Source organism: Alteromonas sp. KUL150, assembly GCF_009811475.1.
GTDB classification, from domain to species: Bacteria; Pseudomonadota; Gammaproteobacteria; order Enterobacterales; family Alteromonadaceae; genus Alteromonas; species Alteromonas gracilis.
Window position 1 is genome coordinate 1 of record NZ_BLIJ01000031.1, and the last position, 19763, is coordinate 19763.

The window sequence follows — 19763 nt, forward strand, 5'->3', positions numbered from 1 at the left end:
AAGGAATAGACCTTTCCCAGTTCCTGCAAACTGAACAGCAACTTGCTGCTATCAGCAAAGACAAAAAGACCGTAAGAAACTTCAGAGATACCGAGTTTGTAAAAATGGGGTTTTCTGACTTGTACTTCTTAAAAAACGGTCAAGAGTGATGGTTGCGCCCTTGCAACACATACTCGACCTCTAAAATATTTTGCTTTTGGGGTTAACGGTTAAATTTGAAAAAATGGTGGCCTCGATAGGGTTCGAACCTCTGACTCCGGCGCGCAAAACCAGAAATTAAATTATCAAGGTCTACCCTCAACCAACCCATGAAAAACCTCAATCGCCCTATCAAAGCTTTCATCGTTGTCGAAATAAAGCTGGCTTAGTCGGCTTTTCTTTATTTTGTAGGTAGCGCTGGCAAAGGCTAGCGCTTCCCTAAAACTGCTAAACTCTTCGTCGAACACGTTAAACACTTCGCGCTGGGGTTTGGCCACTCGCGTTATGCTTCCGTTTATTTCATAGTCGAACCCAGCAAATTGAAGTCGTGAAAGGGTTTCTTTGCCCAATCGCATACCGCCTTTTAGGCTTATTTGAAATGCGGCATCCATTTCTTCAATTTCTTCCATGCTCCAGTGGTTATATACCCTAATGGCCTTATTGTACTTTTCTGCCAATCGCTTTTTTAAGGTGCTTATTCTGGGCTCTAGGGTGCCGTTGTTTTCGTTTTTTAATAGGTCGAAGCATTCGTTGCATGAAGGTACGGAAATAAAGTCGGCCTGCAGGTGCCCGCTTTGCCAGTCGTGAATGAATTTTATGGGCGGGATAAAGTCTTGGCGTGCAGTTTCGCAGCCGCAATAAAAACAGCGGCCGAAGTCTTCTGAATTCACGGCTCGTAGTGGCTGGTAGAATTTTTGGTAATTCTTTACTGACATGCTGCTATTTGCTTGAACGTTGTTGCTTAGAAACAGTGCTTTTTACGGCAGCTACGTTAACACAGCACGCCTTTTGTGAAAGTTAATTGTGGCGCTTCAAGATGAAAAAAGCGCCACCTTTTGGCAGCGCTTTGCTTTATAACTTACGGGTCACTTAATCACTATTTATAAGTTAACTATTATTTATGACCTGTTCGGTAAAGCCTACAGTCGCGATGGCTTACTGTGCGGGTCGCCTTCAATGTGGTCTTTCGGCCCGCGCGGTTTGGGTTTTGCGGCTATGGGCACTTCTTCTTCAACTTCTTCAAGATCCCAGCTGCCCTCTTCGCTCCATGGGTCGTCGTCTGGGAACTCGCCTATGTTAATTTCTTTTACCGAGTAGTCGGGCTGGTAACGCATGTCGTAGTTTGCGGCCCTTACAATTGAAATACACAGCATAAAGGCCACAGCTAATAGCGGCACGCCACCTATTATCGAAGCGGTTTGCAGTGTTTCTAACCCACCCACAAACATAAGCACTATAGGCATGAAAGATAGCGCAAAGGCCCAGAATAAGCGGTTCCAGCGCAGTGGCTCTTCGTCTACTTCTTTTTGCACTACGGCTGCCAAAATGTAAGAAATGGAATCGAAGGTTGTGGCGGTAAATATAAGCGCCAGTAGCGTAAACACTGCAATAACTAAGTAGTCTAGCGGCAGCGTGTGCAGCATGGCAAAAATGGCTGCTGTTGGGCTTTGTTGATTCAGTATGGTAACTACGTCTAGTTCGCCAGATAGCTGTAAATACAGGCCGTAATTGCCCATTACCATGAAGAATAAGAAGCACCCCATAGTACCGAAGAACATTGAGCCCGCCACCATAGTACGAATGGTACGGCCCCTTGAAATACGGGCAATAAATAAGCCTACACTTGGCGCGAACACCAGCCACCAAGCCCAGTAGAAAATAGTCCAGTCTTGCGGGAAATGGGTGTCTTCAAAGCCGTTGAATTCGGCGAACGGCTCTAGCCATGTGGCCATTTTAATGATGTTACTCATTACTCGGCCAAGGGCGTCTAGGCCCGTATTGGCCATAAATAGCGTGGGCCCAACAATGAAGATAAATAGCAGTAACCCTACGGCCAGCCAAAAGTTAATGTCTGACAGCAGCTTAATGCCTTTTTTAAGGCCAACATACGCGCTGTAGCCAAATATAGCTGTACAGGTTATTAGCACCAGCACCTGCGTAGTCAGCGATTTAGGTACACCGAATAGTTCGTGCACCCCTTCGTTTATCATAGGTGCCGCCAAGCCTAGCGTGGTCGCCCCGCCGCCTAGCATGCCGAAGATAAAGCTGATATCGATAATTTTACCTAGCCAGCCGTGAGCCATTTTCTCGCCTATTACCGGCATTAGGGCTTCGGATATTTTAAGTACGCTGTGGTTACGTACGTAATAAAAGTAGGCAATAGGTACCGCAGGAATAAGGTAAATAGCCCAGGCTAACGGCCCCCAGTGGAATATGCCGTAGGCCGCGGCCCATTTGGCGGCTTCAGGGGTTTCGCCTTCTATGTGAAACGGTGGGGCTTGGTAGTAGTACACCCACTCAATCATAGACCAGTACAATATAGACGCCCCAATACCGGCACAAAACAGCATGGCAGCCCAGGATACAGGCGAGAACTCAGGCTTTTCTTCAGGCTCGCCCAGTTTTATTTGGCCGATATCGCTGAACATGATGTACACCATGAAGCCACCAGCGCCCACACCGAGTAGAAGGTATAAAACGCCCAGTTTGCTTGTAACGAATTCTTTGGCCGTGGCTACCCACTGTGCGCCTTGATCGGGCCAAATAATAAGGGGAATAGTGACGGAAAGAAGAAGGAAGAGTGAGCCAAAAAACGTAGGCTTATCAATTACGCTAAATGCGGTTTCCTGTTCTGTGCTAGCCTTTGATGAGGCTGCATCTCGGGTGTTACTACTCATACACGATCCTTTGTTTTGTTTTTATAGATGCCATTATGCTGTACCGCTTTAAACGGGCGATCTTCGAAAACAGTTTATCAGAAAAGCGTTGTATGTGTGGCGATGGTTACTTTTATGCGCATGCAGTTTAGGCGCGCTTAGTCGCTGCAATGTTATAAGCAGGCCGCACTAGCGACGTATATCTCTTAGTACACATGCTGGCTTACAGCGTTTTTTGAACTATGTGGCCCTCATCAAATACTGGCGTTATGGTATAGCGTATGGCATTTCGGCCGTTAAGTGCCTTTAGCGCTTGCAACATTGCTTGCGCGTATTCACTGTTATGGACTACCTCTACCTTCAGCATGTGCCGACCTCCAGCCACTTTCTCGGCCTTGTTCAGATGGGCGCTCTCGCGGCTAAAGCCAAAACAGGGGGATACAGTAAAACCGCTCACACTATCAAACTGAATTAGGCAATCTACCACATCAGCTTCCATTTCTTTGTCGATAAACAACGTTAATAGCTGGGATTTATCCATTTTGACGGCGCTCCAAATAGTGATAGCCAATAGGTAGAAGATATAATGTGATAAGCGTGGATGAAATTAACCCGCCGATTACGACTATCGCCAGCGGCTTTTGAATTTCTGCACCAGGCCCTGATGCAAACGCCAAAGGTAGTAAGCCAAACATTGCCGTGGTAGCGGTCATTAAAATAGGGCGTAAACGCGATACCGCCCCGCTTGCTACGCGCTCAGATAGCGATAACGACTGCCTTTTCAATGATTCGTAATGCGACACCATTACCACACCGTTTAGCACTGCCACTCCGAGTAGCGCTATAAAGCCCACTGAAGCCGGAACTGAGATGTATTCGCCGGTAATAAACAGCGCGTAAACACCGCCCATTACTGCAAAAGGCACATTAGCCATAACCAGTGCAGCCAGTTTCAACGAACCAAAAATAGTAAACAATATCAGTACAATTACAGCGATTACCAAAGGTATTACCGTAAGCAGGTTATTCGTTGCGCGTATTTGGTTTTCAAATTCGCCGCCGTACTCTATGGCATAGCCTGATGGTAAAGACACGCTAGAACGAACAGCTTTTTGCGTTGCCTCAACAAACCCCACTAAATCTCGGTCTTCAACATTTGTGGTTACAACAGCAAAGCGCATAGCTTTTTCTCGTTCAATAACTGCTGGGCCCTGTGTGCGGGTAATGTTTGCAATATCAGAGAGCATTAGCTCTTGGCCCGAGGGCATAAGTACCATCATGCTGTTAAGTACATCTGGTGATAGGATAGCGGCCTGCCCCTGCTCTAACTCGCCAAAGTAGATTGGCGTGCGCACTCTGCCTTTTATTACTTCTCCCACCTGAATACCGGTAACCTGCATTTTTAGATAGCGTGAAAGTGCCGCGTTAGTCATTCCAAACGCCATGGCCACACCTGGTTTGGGAATAATGCTAAGGAAGTCACCGCCTTCAATTAGCGTGGCATTCGTGTCTACTGCGCCCTCTTGCTTTCGCACAACGTTAGCCACGTTATTCGCGATATCCGACAGTGTTTGCATGTCAGCACCAAAAATTTTGATGGCCACCATACCCGTTGTGCCGGTTAGCATTTCAGACACGCGCATTTGTATAGGCTGCGTAAAGCCAACGTTTATACCCGGGTAGGCCTGAAGCGATTCTCGTATGGCCGCTTCCAGCGCTTGCTTATTGCTGAAGCGCCAGGTATCTGAGGGCGCAAGCTGCATAAAAACGTCGGTTTCATTTAAGCTCATGGGATCTAGCCCCAATTCGTCTGAGCCAGTTCGCGCTACAACTTGCTCTATCTCTGGAAACGACGCTAACAGCATGCGCTCTATTTGTTTGTCTATTTCAAGTGATGATGAGAGCGATATGGTTGGCGACTTTTCAAATTGCACAATAATATCGCCTTCATCCATGACCGGCATGAAGGTTTTGCCCGCTATCGAGAACAAAAGACCGCTTAAAACCAGTAAACTAAGTGCCACTACGCCTGTTAATTTAGCGTGATTAAGGACGAACGTTAAAGAGCGTCGATAGGCTAACTGAAGAGATTGCAAATACCCCGGCACACCCCCGTCTTTGGACGAAAGTAAAAACGAAGCAACCACGGGAATAAGGGTAAATGCAGTGACCAGTGAGGCAATCATGGCGTAAACAATGGTGGTAGCTACCGGTGAAAACAATTTACCTTCTAGCCCGGTTAACGTTAGAAGAGGCATGAATACCACGATAACAATAATGGTACCTGCAATTACTGGTATCGCTACCTCGCGGGTGGCACGATACACCAAATGAAGGCGAGGTAACGGTTTATTCGCGCCAAGCTGCGATAGGGTATTTTCAACCACAACCACCGACGCATCTACCAGCATACCAATTGCAATGACCAACCCGCCTAGGCTCATCAAGTTCGCTGTAATGCCCGTCATACTCATAGCAAGAAACGTAAGCAGCACAACAATAGGAATAACCAGCGCAACCACGAAAGACGCGCGCACATTGCCAAGAAACACAGCCAATACAACAATAACGATAAGTACAGCTTGTGTGAGCGCATTGGTAAGGGTGCCAACAGCGGTATCGATTAACGTTTTACGGTTGTAAAAAACGTTAAGCTCGGTCCCCTCTGGCAGCGTAGCTTTCAGCGCATTTAGCTTTTCCATTACCCCTTCAACAACGCTGGCTGTGTTACTGTCTTTTAGCGCTACGATTAACGCTTGAGTAGTCTCTTCTCCGTTTCGGGTTACCCCGCCATAGCGCGTAAGGCTGCCAAGGGAGAGCGTACCGAGATCAGACAGTCTTACCGGCTGCCCGCCTACATTGCCTACTACTAACTCCGCGAGCTCTTCAAGGCTTGTGGCGCGGCTTTGCGTTCTGATCACAAGTGAGTCGGCGCCTGCTCGCACTCGCCCAACGCTTCCATTCATATTGGCTTCGGCCAGAGCTGTTTCGAGTTGATTTAAACTAAACCCATAGGCAACTAAGCGCGACAAATCGGGCGCAAACTGAAATGTTCGAGTAAACCCGCCCAATACGTTCACATCGGCAACGCCGGCTACGGTACGAAGTACAGGGCGTATTTGCCAATCGAGAATATGCTTGCGCTCTTGCAGCGAAAGATTTGGATTTTCAATGGTGAACATAAACATTTCAGACAAAGGGGTACTCATAGGCGCGAGCCCGCCTTCGGCAATGGCTGGCAGTAAATTGGCCACGCTTGCTAAGCGTGCGCTTACTTGCTGCCTGGCCCAATATATATCTGTGCCTTGTTCAAAATCTAGCGTTATGGATGTAATGGCGTATTTCGTGGTTGAACGCAAAATGGTTTGGTGTGGAATACCTAGCAGCTCGGTTTCTATGGGCTGGGTTATTTGCGCTTCTACTTCTTCTGCGGTCATGCCATTTGCTTTCATGATGACCTTAACTTGTGTTGGCGATATATCAGGAAATGCATCGACAGGCAGGTTCAACCACGCGTTAATTCCAAAAGCAGTCAGCCCAATGAAAGCACTAAGTACAAACAACCTCTGTACAAGCGAAAATTGTATAATTCGGGCTATCACTCCATCTCTCCTAGTCCAATAAGCACACCTTGCACTGCGCTTACCGATGAGGAAAGCACCGGCTGGTTATTAAGCTGTGGCGTTGCTTTGATTAAGAGCGCGTCTGCACCACTTTGCCCTACTACCTCTACAGGGATAACGTTAAGCACGTTACCAGAGCGCACGAATACCGACGATTGGCCGTTCAGGTAAAACACGCTTTGTGCGGGAATTTTCAAAGCTTTAAGCTGAAAGTGACCGCTGACTTGCGCGCGCTGGCCTAATTTCAGGTTGCAGCTTTCAGGCAGTGGCTCAGACCACACTGAAGTAAGATACTCGTTAACTATTGCGTCTGTACGCGCAACTTGAACTTGGCAGTTCGCGGTTTCTATTGCTGATATTAGGCTTGCTTCATCGGCGCTTACCATGGTCTTAATTCTGAGTGAATTATTGCTAATTATGCTGCCTAGCCGCGTTGCCTCTGCGTCTTTCTCACCGTTTGCGTATAAAAATAAGCCCGCCTCTGGGGCTAACAAATATCCAATATCATCATCTTCGTCTGACTCAAACATTTCAGCAAAATGGTCTAAGTGCCCCCAGGCAAGTTTTGCGTCGTAATAAGCTTGTGCGATAGAAAACCAGGTAGACTGTGATATGGCGTTCGCTTCAAATAAGGGCTTGTTCGCATTAAACCGTTTTTGGCTTATTTTAAGCAAAGCAGTTTTGGCTTTTAAATTTTCAGTAAAATGATGTACTTCACTGCCTTTTAGCATAGCTAACTTCTGCCCTTTGCTTACGGCTGTGCCATCGGCTACAAGGTACTGCACCTGCTGCGGCGTCATAGGCGCCATAAGATGCAGTTGCGATCCCGGAAAAGGCGCTACAATGCCCGTCGATACCGCCTTTTGCACGCTTTGTGACGGCGCTGCGTTGACGTAGGTTAAATTCAACTTTCCAAGGCTATCGATTAGGACTTCGGTCTGAGCAATAGCTGGCAGCAGAAACAAACTTGTGAAAACAAAGGTGAATAATTTCAAAGCGTAACTCCTGCGATTTGATTAACTTTTGATATCGCTTCAGCGCGACGTAGACGATTAAGCGACAGCGTTAGCTTAAGCTCCTGCTGGGCAATAAGTTGCTCTAGCCAAAATGTTTTGGGCAACACGCTACCCTGCTGTTGGTACAGGTCGGTGATCTCTACACCCAATTCAACCTGCTCCTCTAGATTGTTAGTGGCTTCAGTAAGGTAGTTAACCTGTTGCAATGCGTCATTGAGCTGCGTTTGTAGGCGTGTGTACGTTTCTGCCAATGCTTCGGTAAGTTCGTCGCGTGTTGCTTTCCATGAGGCATAATTGTTTGCAGAGTTGCCTTCGCCCATTGGCAGCGGAATATTAATACTCACACCAAGCAGGTTCTCATTGCCCGCAGGCCCCCTAAGTTGCCTTGCTATAACGCCTAGCACCCAAGGAGAAAGTGATTGATCAGACTGCGCCAGGTTCATATCAATCTGAGATTGACTCAGGGTAAGTAGCCTTAATTCAGGGTGTGTTTGCAGCTTGTTTTCAAGATCACCGGCTAAAGCTTCGATAACTTGCTCTGGTAATACATCAGTACCCGTGACCTGTTTGTATTGTTTCTGCGCCTTCTCTAGCGCCATTTGCGCTTTTTTCAACGCCAATTGCTGTGAAAGCTTTTCCTGCTGCCACCTTAATGAGGCGATGCGGTCGAGCTCGCCAGTTTTTGCCAAGCCTGCTATTACACCGTCTAACGACGCAATCCACTCTTGCTTTTTTAAAAGCCCATCTACTTCGGCTTTTGCAAAGAGACGCCGCCACAGTGCCTCTCTTATTAAACCGCTTGTCATGAGTCTGAACCGCGTTTCCTGAAGGTTATCCAGCGCGTTGGTAATAGACAACTGCTGAGCGTCTAGCTCTCTGCCTGCAGGTGACCGAAAGGGAAAAAACACCCCTACTTCATATTCATCGGTACCGCCTTGTGTATTGCTTGGCAGTGCAATAAGCTGCAAAGAGGCTGGCCCTTGTAACCAACGATTGATGCTTTTAACGTTATCCTGCAATTTTTCGGGGTTAACGTTATAGATTTGCTTTAAGCGCTGTGTAGTATTGTTGGTGATAGCACTTAACGTTTCAGCCGCCACGCTGCTGATTGAAAATAAGCTCGACACGAGAAAACTTAAAAGGATGAACAGATAACGGGTATTCATAAGCAGACGCCAGAGAAACTAATACCTTTAGTATTCTCCTTTATATGTCTCATCGTCATTAGACATATGTCCCATGAAGCCTTAACTAACTGTTTTTAAAGAAAATGAAAGATAAAGTAATTACTAGCCTTTTATTGCTTATCATGTTTTTAAACTTCAGAGATGTCATGGTCGATTTGTCACTGAATGTGCCTACTTCACACATTATCGAAGAATCGATGATTGTGTTACTTGCGGGTTTGATGGCTGTTTATCTTATCTTTGATATGCGTAAACGCACCCGAAAAACGAAGCTGTTACTCGCCGAGCTGAATACCGCCAATGCACGATTGAGTTCTATGAATAACAAGCTGCGAAATGTGAAAGCGCAATACTTGCACGAGGTCGAAAATCAGTTCAATGATTGGAGCTTAACCCCGAGCGAAAAAGAGGTAGCCTTATTCATGCTAAAAGGCTTAAGCACTCAAGAAATTGCAGCGGCAAGAAATACAAAAGAGAAAACCGTTAGACAACAAGCATCGGCAGTTTACGCAAAGTCTCAACTTGAAGGGCGCTATGCACTAGCCGCTTGGTTTTTTGAAGATATTCTTCAACAAGAAGATAAAGCGGCATAGCATTTCAAGTAAAGCCTGAAACTTTCAATATTGTTTAGACCCCTTACGAAAAAAAGCTTACAACAGTAGTGATTAAGCGGAAGCTTGGCAACTAAAAGCCAAGGCTTCCATTTCGCTACACTAATACGTTAAGTTCTTAAAATTGCTATTTAGTAAGCGCTCCGCTACCTCAACGGGTTTAGCAACGGTAATTCCTTCTATTAGTGCATTGTCAGAACCCGGTTTATTAGGGAGATAAAGTGGGCAAAGCTCTACTTTTGCTCCTAACTGAATTAACTTTTTAAGCATCATCGACGGTGAGGCGTCCATTGGCTTCATCGGTTTTGTTTCAGTGCTGCTTAGTGCTAAATCGCCCGCAGAACCACACAACGTTATATGTGCCTCTTTTCCATGCGCCTTTATCGTTTGAAGCGATAGCACCATCGCCATCATCTGAGCTTGTTCATTTTCTGATGTAATGACTACTGCTAGACCGTCTACTAAGTCGCTCTCTTTTGCCTCAACGAGGCCTGAAGCGCTAGCTAAGAGCGCTCCTACAACAAGTGCTTTAAAAAATTTTTTCATCATTTCATTCCTATCTAATTTCATTAAACGATTAATCCGATGAAGCTATTCTAAAAAATATATTAGAAAAACCTCATGACTCACTATACATTAAATGTGTAAGTTAAATACACCTTTAAACAAAAGAGAGCTTAATCATGACGACAGAAACTCAAAACAACGTGACTTTTCCGCAACTTAACCGCCCTGCACCTGACTTTTGTGCAAAGACAACGCACGGTCAAAAGTCACTTTCTGATTACAAAGGCAAGTGGTTAGTACTTTTCTCTCACCCTGCTGACTTCACTCCAGTATGTACTACTGAATTCATCGGTTTTGCCAATGCTGCTGACAAGTTTGCTTCACTTAATACTGAGCTACTTGGCCTTTCTATTGACAGTACGCATTCGCACATTGCTTGGGTTCGCAACATTAAAGAGAAGTTTGGCGTAACAATTCCTTTCCCAATCATTGCTGATTTGTCGATGGAAGTAGCGAAGGCTTACGGCATGGTTCAGCCTGGTGCGAGCGACACGTCTGCGGTTCGAGCAACGTTCATTATCGACCCAGAAGGTATTCTTCGCGCTATGGTGTACTACCCAATGAGCAACGGTCGAGCAGTCGATGAATTCGTAAGATTGGTTGAAGCGCTACAAACCAGCGATGCAAACAGCTGTGCTACCCCTGAAAACTGGAAGGTTGGTGAAGAAGTAATTGTACCGCCTCCTCACACTATCGAAGATGCCGAAGGTCGTGAGTCTGCGGGCTACAACTATGTCGACTGGTACTTCTGCAAAAAAGCGCTGTAAGTAAAACGCTTTTGTTGGTGGCATGAAAGCATGCCACCTTTTTCAAAATTTAGGAGATCACCATGAATATTGAAATTACTTCTTTCTTAGATAATGACAGTGAAACCTTCACTTACGTTGTTGAGGATAAAGCTTCTTCAAAAGCGGTAATCATCGACCCGGTATTAGACTTTGACTATAGCGCGGGCCGCGTGCATACCGCCAGTGCACAGAAAATTGCAAATTTTGTAGATGAACGGGGCTTGTCAGTTGAATGGGTTTTGGAAACCCATGCTCATGCTGATCACTTGTCAGCCGCTCCATTTTTTAAACGCAAATATAACGCCAAAATCGGCATCGGCGCACGCATTACTGAGGTACAAAAAATATTTAAAGCGCTGTTTAATTTAGAGAAAGAGTTTTTACCTAACGGTGCTCAATTCGATAGATTATTTGAAGAGGGTGATGTTCTTGAAGTGGGTAACATGCGCTTTGAAATCATGCATGTTCCGGGTCATACGCCAGCAGACGTTGCCTACGTACTTAATAACGAGTCGGTATTTGTGGGTGACACTATGTTTATGCCTGATGTGGGCACCGCAAGATGTGATTTTCCAGGTGGAAGTGCAACTACCCTCTATGACTCTATACATCGCATTTTGGCATTACCCAAAGAAACCAATATCTACGTTTGCCATGATTACCCTACTCAACATCGCACCCATGAAAGTAAAGTAACGGTTGGCGAACAGCGGGAATACAACATTCACGTCAAAGACGGCGTTTCAAAGGATGAGTTTGTAAAAATGCGTGAAGCTCGGGATGCGACGTTAAGTATGCCCAGACTTATTTTGCCTTCTATTCAAATTAACGTAAGAGCCGGTGAGTTACCGCCGCCTGAAAGCAATAACGTTAGTTATATCAAAGTACCTATTAATCAGCTGTGAGGTGAATGATGAAAACGCCAAAGGTATTCATTAGCGAAGTGAAAGCTGCGGTTGAGGAAGTAACGGTAGACGATTTAATGGTGGCACTGACCCAACCAGACGTCATTTTGATTGATGTTAGGGAAAGTGAGGAGTATCAACACGGTCATATTAACGGCTCGGTTAATTTTCCTAGAGGCATACTTGAAGCAAAAATATGCAGCCATCCGCTCCTTGTACATCATTGCGAGGAGCAAGATGCGATTAACGACTTGGCACAGCGCAGTGTTTACTTAATTTGTAAGACAGGCGGCCGGTCCGCGTTAGCCGCTAAATCGTTAACTGATATGGGCCATAAGTATGTGTTTTCTGTGGCAGGGGGCATGGATGAATGGCAACGTAAACAGCTGCCAATAAGTCATTAATGTGCACGGTACAGTTGAGATACCTGATGAGACAGCAGTTCAAGCAAAATGTCTTTAGTTAAGCTTTCTACCCTGTCGTTGGGTTTAGTTCTCATATTCTTACCTAACACTGTAATAGCAAATAAAACACCCGAACATAGCGTTAGAATAACGACTAATGTTCGGGTTAGATACGAATACGTAAATAATCAATTGCCTGAATCTAACGCAGCTGACGATGCGGTCGTAACAAGAATATCCACACATGCTGCTTACCAATATGGTCCACTTCAGTTTGAGGCTGAACTCATGGACAGCCGGATTTTCAAACAGGGCCAATATACGCCAGTGGGTACAGATGATTCTAATGCGTTAGAGCCCGTACAACTCGCTGCGTCTTGGCGAGGTGTAGTAGACGACGAAAATTTAGAAACGATTGCGTTAAAAGCAGGCCGGTTCACGATGGACGTGGGAAGCAGGCGCCTTATAGCCAGAAATAGATTCAGGAATACGCTCAATACCTTCGACGGCGTAAAAATTGATGCCTCTCTATCAAACCTATCAATTACGGCGTTTTATACCTTCCCTGTTACCCGAAAACCTACTTTAGATATTCATCAAAGCATTAATGATAGGGAGCTCGACTCATCAAGTTCAGACGTGCGTTTCTATGGAATTCATGCCAGCCTAAAAACATCTGTTGGTGACGTCGAATTTTACGGGCTTCAAGATCAAGACTCACTAAATAGAACACAAAGACAAACCTTCGGTAATCTGGCCAACATAAAACTTTCACAACAATTAGGTATAAATTACGAAGTAGCTCTACAGCGCGGAGATTATCGATCACAACCCATTAGCGCTAACTTTTTCCACATAGCGCTATCTTCAAGGTTCAATCGAGCTAACGTGAGTGTGTTTTATGATTTTGCATCGGGTGATGACACGCCAACAGACTCGTTTGAAGGTTTCAGCACACTGTTTGGTGCAAGAAGGTTCGAGTATGGGCCAACAGGTATTTTTGGCTTATTTGCGCGCAGCAATATGGCATCGATGGGCGTTTCGTCTGACATTCAATTAAATGAACGCAATCACCTTTTTATGCAGATACGTGCGTTCGATATACATCGAAGTAGCGTTTCAGGTCGTTTGAACGGCGAATTACTCGGTAATGGTGACTTTCTAGGTACGCTGTCTGAGCTACGTTTTCGAAGCAAAATAGCTGAAAGCGTGCAATTTGAGTCAGGAATAGCGCTTGCCAATCTAAACAGAAAAGTGGTCACAGGCGAACGACTCACTAGTTACGCCTATCTGCAGGCTAGCTATGCTTTTTGAGAGCCCCAACAAAACATTAAATATAGTTAACACACAAATTAATATGTATATTTAAAATATACATTTAAGAAGTTAGAGCGTAAAATACCGTTATCAGTCCTAAATAGGGTGAATTAAAAACCCTGTTGCGTTTATCTCTAAAGAGGCCAGCATTATGGAATTAGATCCTCTCGTACTGTCGAGAATACAGTTCGCATTTGTGGTGTGTTTTCACGCCATATTCCCAGTGTTTACGATTGGTCTGGCAAGTACTATTGCTGGATTTGAAACACTTTACTTCAAAACTGAAAACCCAATTTGGCAACGTTTGTCAAAATTTTGGATACAGGTTTTCGCCGTTGTTTTCGGCATAGGCGTGGTTTCCGGTATTGTTATGTCGTTCCAGTTTGGCACAAACTGGAGTAATTTCTCGTACGCCACCGCTAACTTCTTGGGGCCCGTTCTAAGCTACGAAGTTATCACTGCTTTCTTCTTAGAAGCGGCGTTTCTTGGCGTTCTGCTTTTCGGTCGAGAAAAAGTACCGCAAGGCGTTCATCTTTTTGCCGCTATTATGGTGGCAACAGGAACGTTTATTTCTTCATTTTGGATATTGTCAGCCAACTCTTTGCTACAAACCCCAGATGGCCTAGAGCTTATAAACGGCATTTACCACGTTAAATCCTGGGCTGACGCATTATTTACTGCTTCTTTTGGTTATCGTTTTGCTCATATGGCGCTAGCGTCATTTCTTACGGCCGCCCTTGTTGTTGCTGGCGTAAGTGCATGGTTCATTTTGCAAAAACGCGAACTAGAAGCGAATAAAAAAGCGCTGTCAGTAGCTTTATGGTTCTTATTGTTCCTTGCACCACTTCAAACTGTAGTAGGAGACTTCCATGGATTAAACACTATGAAACACCAGCCTACGAAAGTTGCTGCGATGGAAGGTAACTGGGAGACCAGCACTGGAGTACCGCTACTTCTTTTTGCTATTCCAGATAAAGAAGCGCAAACCAACCACTTTGAATTAAAAGTTCCTAAGTTAGCCAGCTTCATACTCACCCATGACTGGGACGGTGAAGTACCCGGATTAAAAGCAGTGCCAAAAGAAGAACAGCCGCCTGTGTTTGTCGTATTTTGGTCATTCAGGGTCATGGTTGGGCTTGGACTGCTGATGGTGTTGTTCGGTGTGTGGGGGCTTATTTATAGAATGGGCGGCAAAATTTATACATCGCCAGTGTTCTTACAAGGCCTTAGATTGATGAGTATAAGCCCATTCTTTGCGGTTCTAGCCGGATGGATAGTGACCGAAACAGGAAGAGCACCTTGGCTCATTTACGGCCAAATGACGCATGCAGAAGGATTAACGCCTTCGTTAACCGGTGGCATGGCATTATTCTCTCTAATTGGATATGTGGTGGTGTACGCACTGGTATTCAGCGCGGGTATTTACTATTTGCTTAAAGTGTTCAAAGGCGGACTTGAGAAAGCTAACGCCCCTCATGAAATGGATGAAGTAGAACGTCCTGCACGTCCATTTTCAGCTGGCCACGTGGCTATTGATGGAGACTTATAAAAATGGAACCAACATTTGATTTAACCTTAATTTGGGCAGGCATCATTGGTTTCGGGATCATGATGTACGTGCTAATGGATGGCTTTGATTTAGGCCAAGGCATTTTGTACCCCTTCGCACCCGACGAACAAGCACGTGACAAAATGATGAATTCTGTCGCCCCAGTGTGGGATGGCAACGAGACTTGGCTAGTATTGGGAGGCGCGGGACTACTCGCGGCCTTTCCGTTAGTTTATTCGATCTTTTTACCCGCTCTTTATATTGGCGTATTTTTAATGCTAGCAGGCCTTATTTTCAGAGGCGTAGCCTTTGAATTTAGGTTCAAGGCGAAAACGTCTAAGTACTTATGGAGCTATTCATTTTCTATAGGGTCATTCGTTGCATCGTTCGCGCAAGGAGCGGTAGTAGGCGCCTATATTCAGGGTTTCGAAACTGAGGGTTTCGCTTACTCAGGTGGCCCCCTTGATTGGTTGACGCCGTTTACCGTATTAACAGGTTTTGGTCTTGTTGTAGGCTATGCGCTTCTAGGCAGCACCTGGCTTATCATGAAAACAGATGGTGCGGTACAACAATGGGCATATAAAATTACGCCTAAGTTGCTTATCGCTCTGCTTGTTGTATTTGGTGTAGTGTCTTTTTATACACCATATGTGGATAGCACAGCAATGGTCAGATGGTTTGAAGGTTTTAGTATTATTTGGGCACTTCCGGTATTGGTATTATGGTGTGCCTATTTAGTATTTCGTTCGGTTAAAAAGCAGCAAGATGGTATGCCTTTCGTTGCTACCATGGGCATCTTCTTGTTCAGTTACCTTGGTTTACTAGTTAGCAAATGGCCTTATATTGTTCCACCAAATTTTACTATTTACGACGCCGCGTCTTCTTATAATTCGCAACTGTTTCTGTTGTTAGGTTTCTTGTTTGTTATTCCCATTGTATTAGCCTATACCAGCTGGACCTATTGGGTATTCAGAGGAAAAGTGGGCGACGCTGGTTACCATTAATCATGACTAGTAGTACCCGAAGCGCGCCTGACAAAAAAGCTGTATCAGGCGCGCAGTTTTTAAAAGAGCAAGTAGCCAGCCAACGCTCCCTTTTGAATCAATCGGTGTTTTTTGGTTCGATAGGGTCAGTGCTTATGATAGTGCAGTGGCTGTTGGTTGCACTAATTGCACACGACACGCTGGTGAACCAATCCCTTCTCAGTAGTATGCCTGGCTATTGGCTGTTTCTTCTAGTCGTAAGTGTTGTGAAACCATTGTTCACATGGAAACAAACTAACCTAGCGCAAGACGCAAGCGCCAATGTAAGAAACCATTTAAGGAAAACATTGCTTAAACGGTGGAATACTACCAGCCCCATGGCGTTACAGAGTTTGTCTAGCGGTGCGTTGGCATCGCAATGGGTTGAAGACATCGAAGCTACCGACGGCTATTTTTCCCGTTATTGGCCTCAACAAATGCTTGCTGTTATAACGCCTCTGCTCATTCTTGTTACTGTCGCCTATTTGAATTGGCTTTGTGCCGTTTTGCTCTTAGTATCGGCGCCTCTCATTCCACTTTTCATGATCTTGGTTGGCATGGGCGCTGAACATGTGAATGAAAGGTATGCGTTGTTACGCCAGCGATTAGCTGGGCACTTTCTCGATCGTGTCGCAAACCTTTCAACTATTGCGCTTTTGGGGGCTCAGAAAAGTATGTCTGATGAGGTCGCTAAGCGCGGTGACACGTATCGTAACATTGTTATGAAGACACTTAAGCTGGCGTTCCTTTCTTCAACCGTGCTGGAGTTTTTCACCAGCGTAGCCATTGCAAGCCTTGCTATTTATATTGGTTTTTCACTTTACGGGGCAATTAATTGGGGGCCAGCACAGTCGTTAACGCTATTTTCAGGGCTTGGCATTTTACTGCTTGCTCCCGAATTTTTTAAGCCTCTGCGCACGCTATCTACTTACTATCATGACAGAGCCAGCGCTTTAGGCGCCGCCAATAATATGGTGTCTTCACTTCAGCACTTGGAAGAACAAGAAGTGGTATTAGGCTACAGCGATGGCAGACAGGTTACAGCTTCAAGTGAAGTTACTCGCTTAACACTTAAAGACGCCGTAATTGGACATAACGGCAATAAAGAGAAAAGGTCTGCCCTCGATTTTTCTTTTTCCGGGCGAGGTTTACTGGTTTTTTCTGGCGAATCGGGGTGTGGTAAAACCACCCTTCTCAACACCATTGCAGGTTATTTACACCCAATGTCGGGCAGTGTTGAACTAACACTTAAAGAAGTGCACTCCATTGCCTATTTGCCTCAGAAAGCATGGATTAAAAACGCTACCGTTCGAGAGAATTTATCCGTTTCGTCCTCCTCTGCATCAGATGAAGATATGTTAAGGGTTCTTAAAAAGCTTGAGTTGTCAGACGAGCTTTTAACGCATCATAGCGGGCTAGACACAGTGATAGGTGAACACGGACAAGGATTATCTGGCGGGCAAATGCAGCGTATTGCGCTAGCGAGAGTACTATTAGACCCACCCGAACTCATTTTGCTTGATGAGCCCACGGCAAGTTTAGACATAAAAAGTAGGCTCGTAATTATAGAGGCATTAGACGAGCTTAAAAGCCGCGCCCTTGTAGTGGTTGCAACACACGACTGTGAACTTGTTGCAAAAGCCAGTAATCATTTTGACTTAACCAATAAGGCCTAGCGGTAATATGAAGTTTTGGTTTTCAATTATCTTTAAGAATGAACGTAAACGCCTGCTAATTGGGCTCTTTTGGTCGTTTTTTACCATGCTTTCTGGCGTGGGGTTACTGGCGCTTTCTGGTTGGCTCATTACTGCCACGGCGTTAGCTGGAATAGCCATAGGTGCGGGTTTAATTGTAAAGCTTGATATGTATATGCCGGGCTCTGGGATCCGTTATTTTGCCCTTAGTCGGACCATTGGCCGATATATTGAAAGACTATACAATCACGATACTATATTGAGACTAATTGCGACATATCGCGTCACGATATTTAATGCGCTCTCCCATAGGCCACTTCACGATGTTAGGCAAACATCCGACAGTGAGTGGCTAAGCCGGCTCACCTCAGACTTAGATGCCCTTGATAGCATATTAATTCGTTACACTATTCCAACCCTAGCCACAGGGCTTCTTTTGGGTGTGATAAGCGTATTTTTGTGCTTTATCTGGTTTGAGTTTAGTGTTGTTTTTCTAATTGCTTCAACGCTAGCCTGGTTACTTCTTATATTGTTTTCAATACGGCAAACCAAAACCGCTGCCTCGCAAGCCATTTCGCACTTAAATCACACGAGAGAAACCTTGATTAGCCATCTCAAGGGCGCATTTGTGCTCAATAGCCAGCATTTGATGAGTTATCACTCACAAGATACTACCCAGGCACTCTCGCTATTTGAGCAGCATCACAATAATTTGCAAAAACGTATTGCTCGAATTCAGATGATAACCGATTCAATATTTGGTGTTGCCCTAGTAGCTACTCTTTATGCCAGCTTATGGGCTGTAAACCACCACGTTATTGAGGGGCCAACAGCTATCATGTTGGCACTTTTGTTCGTTGGCGTGGCTGAACTATTACAAGCCACACCAGAGCAGTTCAGTTCGTGGGGAAAAACCGACTATGCAAGTAAGCGACTATCCACATTGGCCAGTGAAAGCTGTGATAACGATAGCACTGATATTACGGCAGTAAGCGAGGTGTCATGCGAGGTAAGTAATCACCCACATATTCCCGCGAGTGCGTCACGCAAGATAAGTTTTAATTTGAATGATAGCCCCCCTCTTTTTATCACAGGCCGATCTGGATCGGGCAAGTCAACATTAGCGAAGCTTATGTTTAAGCTTGTACCGTTAGATAAATCGAACGCTAGCGTAATGATAAATAATATATCAGTACAAAATATTTCGTCAGACAGCTTGTATCGCCACTGTGCCTATCTAGAGCAAACCTCTTCATTACTGTCTGGCAGTTTGTACTACAACTTAACATTGGGTCTTGAAAGCATAGAAGACAGCAGAGTGTTCGATGTACTCTCGCTAGTTGAGCTACAAACGTGGGCTGATTCGCTTCCCGAGGGATTGAATACTTGGTTAGGTGAAGGTGGAGCAAAGGTCTCAGGTGGACAAGCGAGACGTATTTGTTTGGCTAGGCTACTACTTAGAAGCCCTGAGCTTATTGTATTAGATGAGCCATTTAATGGGCTTGATAGCGCTATGGCAGAGCGCATTTTCATGCGTATATTGCCTTGGCTTACGGCACGAAAATCTATTGTTTTACTTCATGAAGCACCCTCGTTTATTGAGCAGCAAAGTATTGATTACCATTCACTTAATGTGGATTTATCAGCAGCGTAAAACATGAGCCGTCTTTTATTTAATTTCCCCTTTTATGCATTATAGGCATCTTGAATCCGCCTGCTTAGAAGCCAGCCTGCGGCATTAAGACCCACTGAGAAAATAAAATGGGATAACAGTACCTTCGACTGAAGCATGGCGGGGTTAGGTGTGTGTAAGCCTGCGATACCATATCCCATTCCTGGATACATAAGAAAAAAAGGAATACTGCACGTTGCAAAACCCACAATAAACGCTGGCAAGAAAGATGGTTTCAGCACCCATTTAACGCCGGTAAAAATGAGCATAAGCAAAGCGAACCCGATGCCGATTGCGTAATGCCCAACCCACCCCAACATTAATTCACCTGCTTTTGGTGGCGCGGCTTTAATTGATTGATGAGAAAATACGCCATCTGTCATGTAAATAACCCACCGTCCGATAAATTCATACCGCGTTAGTGGCTTATCTAGAATAATGTGTTGTAGATAGTTCACAGCATCCAAAAAAGCGGTTGCTGCTATACCTAACACTACCGATAGAATAAGAAGTGAGGTTCTGTCATCTTTGTTTGCTAAAGTGATACTCATGG

General features: G+C 45.1%; 18 protein-coding genes. 10 read left to right on the top strand and 8 right to left on the bottom strand.

What is annotated here, in order from left to right:
- Positions 1 to 5: 5 nt before the first annotated feature.
- Complete coding sequence (locus GVO62_RS06780) at positions 6 to 149, top strand: DUF2960 family protein (protein ID WP_268891126.1); 144 nt, start codon at positions 6 to 8, stop codon at positions 147 to 149.
- A 135-nt stretch (positions 150 to 284) separates the two neighbouring features.
- Here the strand turns inward: GVO62_RS06780 and GVO62_RS06785 are convergent, their stop codons facing one another.
- The 6 genes from GVO62_RS06785 to GVO62_RS06810 form a co-directional block, all read right to left on the bottom strand.
- Positions 285 to 914: a hypothetical protein gene (locus GVO62_RS06785; protein WP_159118309.1), complete on the bottom strand. Its 630-nt coding sequence runs from the start codon at positions 912 to 914 to the stop codon at positions 285 to 287.
- Positions 915 to 1118: 204 nt separating this feature from the next.
- Entirely contained in the window at positions 1119 to 2876 is a 1758-nt protein-coding gene (locus GVO62_RS06790; protein WP_159118310.1) for a BCCT family transporter, read from the bottom strand.
- Between the two features lie 202 nt (positions 2877 to 3078).
- Positions 3079 to 3396: a DUF3240 family protein gene (locus tag GVO62_RS06795; protein ID WP_159118311.1), complete on the bottom strand. Its 318-nt coding sequence runs from the start codon at positions 3394 to 3396 to the stop codon at positions 3079 to 3081.
- Entirely contained in the window at positions 3389 to 6457 is a 3069-nt protein-coding gene (locus GVO62_RS06800; protein ID WP_159118312.1) for an efflux RND transporter permease subunit, read from the bottom strand. Before GVO62_RS06800 ends, GVO62_RS06795 begins: the two co-directional genes overlap by 8 nt.
- Positions 6454 to 7473, bottom strand: coding sequence for a hypothetical protein (locus GVO62_RS06805; RefSeq protein ID WP_159118313.1), 1020 nt, complete (start codon positions 7471 to 7473; stop codon positions 6454 to 6456). The genes GVO62_RS06800 and GVO62_RS06805 overlap by 4 nt, the downstream gene beginning before the upstream one ends.
- On the bottom strand, positions 7470 to 8621 hold the full coding sequence (locus GVO62_RS06810; RefSeq protein WP_236547094.1) for a hypothetical protein: 1152 nt from the start codon (positions 8619 to 8621) through the stop codon (positions 7470 to 7472). The genes GVO62_RS06805 and GVO62_RS06810 overlap by 4 nt, the downstream gene beginning before the upstream one ends.
- A 143-nt stretch (positions 8622 to 8764) precedes the next feature.
- Here GVO62_RS06810 and GVO62_RS06815 point away from each other — a divergent pair, with 143 nt between their 5' ends.
- Positions 8765 to 9274, top strand: coding sequence for a helix-turn-helix transcriptional regulator (locus tag GVO62_RS06815; RefSeq protein ID WP_015065878.1), 510 nt, complete (start codon positions 8765 to 8767; stop codon positions 9272 to 9274).
- Positions 9275 to 9394: 120 nt separating this feature from the next.
- Here the strand turns inward: GVO62_RS06815 and GVO62_RS06820 are convergent, their stop codons facing one another.
- The gene (locus tag GVO62_RS06820; RefSeq protein ID WP_159118315.1) at positions 9395 to 9838 is read right to left on the bottom strand and encodes a hypothetical protein; all 444 of its coding nucleotides are present in this window, start codon (positions 9836 to 9838) and stop codon (positions 9395 to 9397) included.
- 137 nt (positions 9839 to 9975) lie between these two features.
- On the opposite strand from GVO62_RS06820, the gene GVO62_RS06825 reads away from it, so the two are divergent.
- The 8 genes from GVO62_RS06825 to GVO62_RS06860 all read left to right on the top strand — a co-directional run bounded on the left by GVO62_RS06825 (position 9976) and on the right by GVO62_RS06860 (position 19192).
- Positions 9976 to 10626 (top strand): peroxiredoxin, encoded by a 651-nt coding sequence (locus GVO62_RS06825; protein ID WP_159118316.1) that lies wholly within the window; start codon positions 9976 to 9978, stop codon positions 10624 to 10626.
- A gap of 62 nt (positions 10627 to 10688) precedes the next feature.
- The gene (locus GVO62_RS06830; protein WP_159118317.1) at positions 10689 to 11552 is read left to right on the top strand and encodes an MBL fold metallo-hydrolase; all 864 of its coding nucleotides are present in this window, start codon (positions 10689 to 10691) and stop codon (positions 11550 to 11552) included.
- An 8-nt stretch (positions 11553 to 11560) separates the two neighbouring features.
- Complete coding sequence (locus tag GVO62_RS06835) at positions 11561 to 11956, top strand: rhodanese-like domain-containing protein (protein ID WP_159118318.1); 396 nt, start codon at positions 11561 to 11563, stop codon at positions 11954 to 11956.
- A 48-nt stretch (positions 11957 to 12004) separates the two neighbouring features.
- A complete protein-coding gene (locus tag GVO62_RS06840; protein WP_159118319.1) occupies positions 12005 to 13270 on the top strand; it encodes an alginate export family protein in 1266 nt (421 codons plus the stop codon).
- Positions 13271 to 13424: 154 nt separating this feature from the next.
- On the top strand, positions 13425 to 14822 hold the full coding sequence (locus GVO62_RS06845; protein ID WP_159118320.1) for a cytochrome ubiquinol oxidase subunit I: 1398 nt from the start codon (positions 13425 to 13427) through the stop codon (positions 14820 to 14822).
- A 2-nt stretch (positions 14823 to 14824) separates the two neighbouring features.
- Positions 14825 to 15826 carry a cytochrome d ubiquinol oxidase subunit II gene (gene cydB, locus GVO62_RS06850; protein ID WP_159118321.1) on the top strand — a complete coding sequence of 334 codons (1002 nt, stop codon included), beginning with the start codon at positions 14825 to 14827 and terminating at the stop codon, positions 15824 to 15826.
- A 2-nt stretch (positions 15827 to 15828) separates the two neighbouring features.
- Complete coding sequence (gene cydD, locus GVO62_RS06855) at positions 15829 to 17520, top strand: thiol reductant ABC exporter subunit CydD (RefSeq protein WP_159118322.1); 1692 nt, start codon at positions 15829 to 15831, stop codon at positions 17518 to 17520.
- 7 nt (positions 17521 to 17527) lie between these two features.
- Positions 17528 to 19192: an amino acid ABC transporter ATP-binding/permease protein gene (locus GVO62_RS06860; protein ID WP_159118323.1), complete on the top strand. Its 1665-nt coding sequence runs from the start codon at positions 17528 to 17530 to the stop codon at positions 19190 to 19192.
- A gap of 32 nt (positions 19193 to 19224) precedes the next feature.
- Here GVO62_RS06860 and GVO62_RS06865 read toward each other — a convergent pair whose 3' ends face one another.
- Positions 19225 to 19761: a DUF2938 family protein gene (locus GVO62_RS06865; protein ID WP_159118324.1), complete on the bottom strand. Its 537-nt coding sequence runs from the start codon at positions 19759 to 19761 to the stop codon at positions 19225 to 19227.
- Between the last annotated feature and the right edge of the window lie 2 nt (positions 19762 to 19763).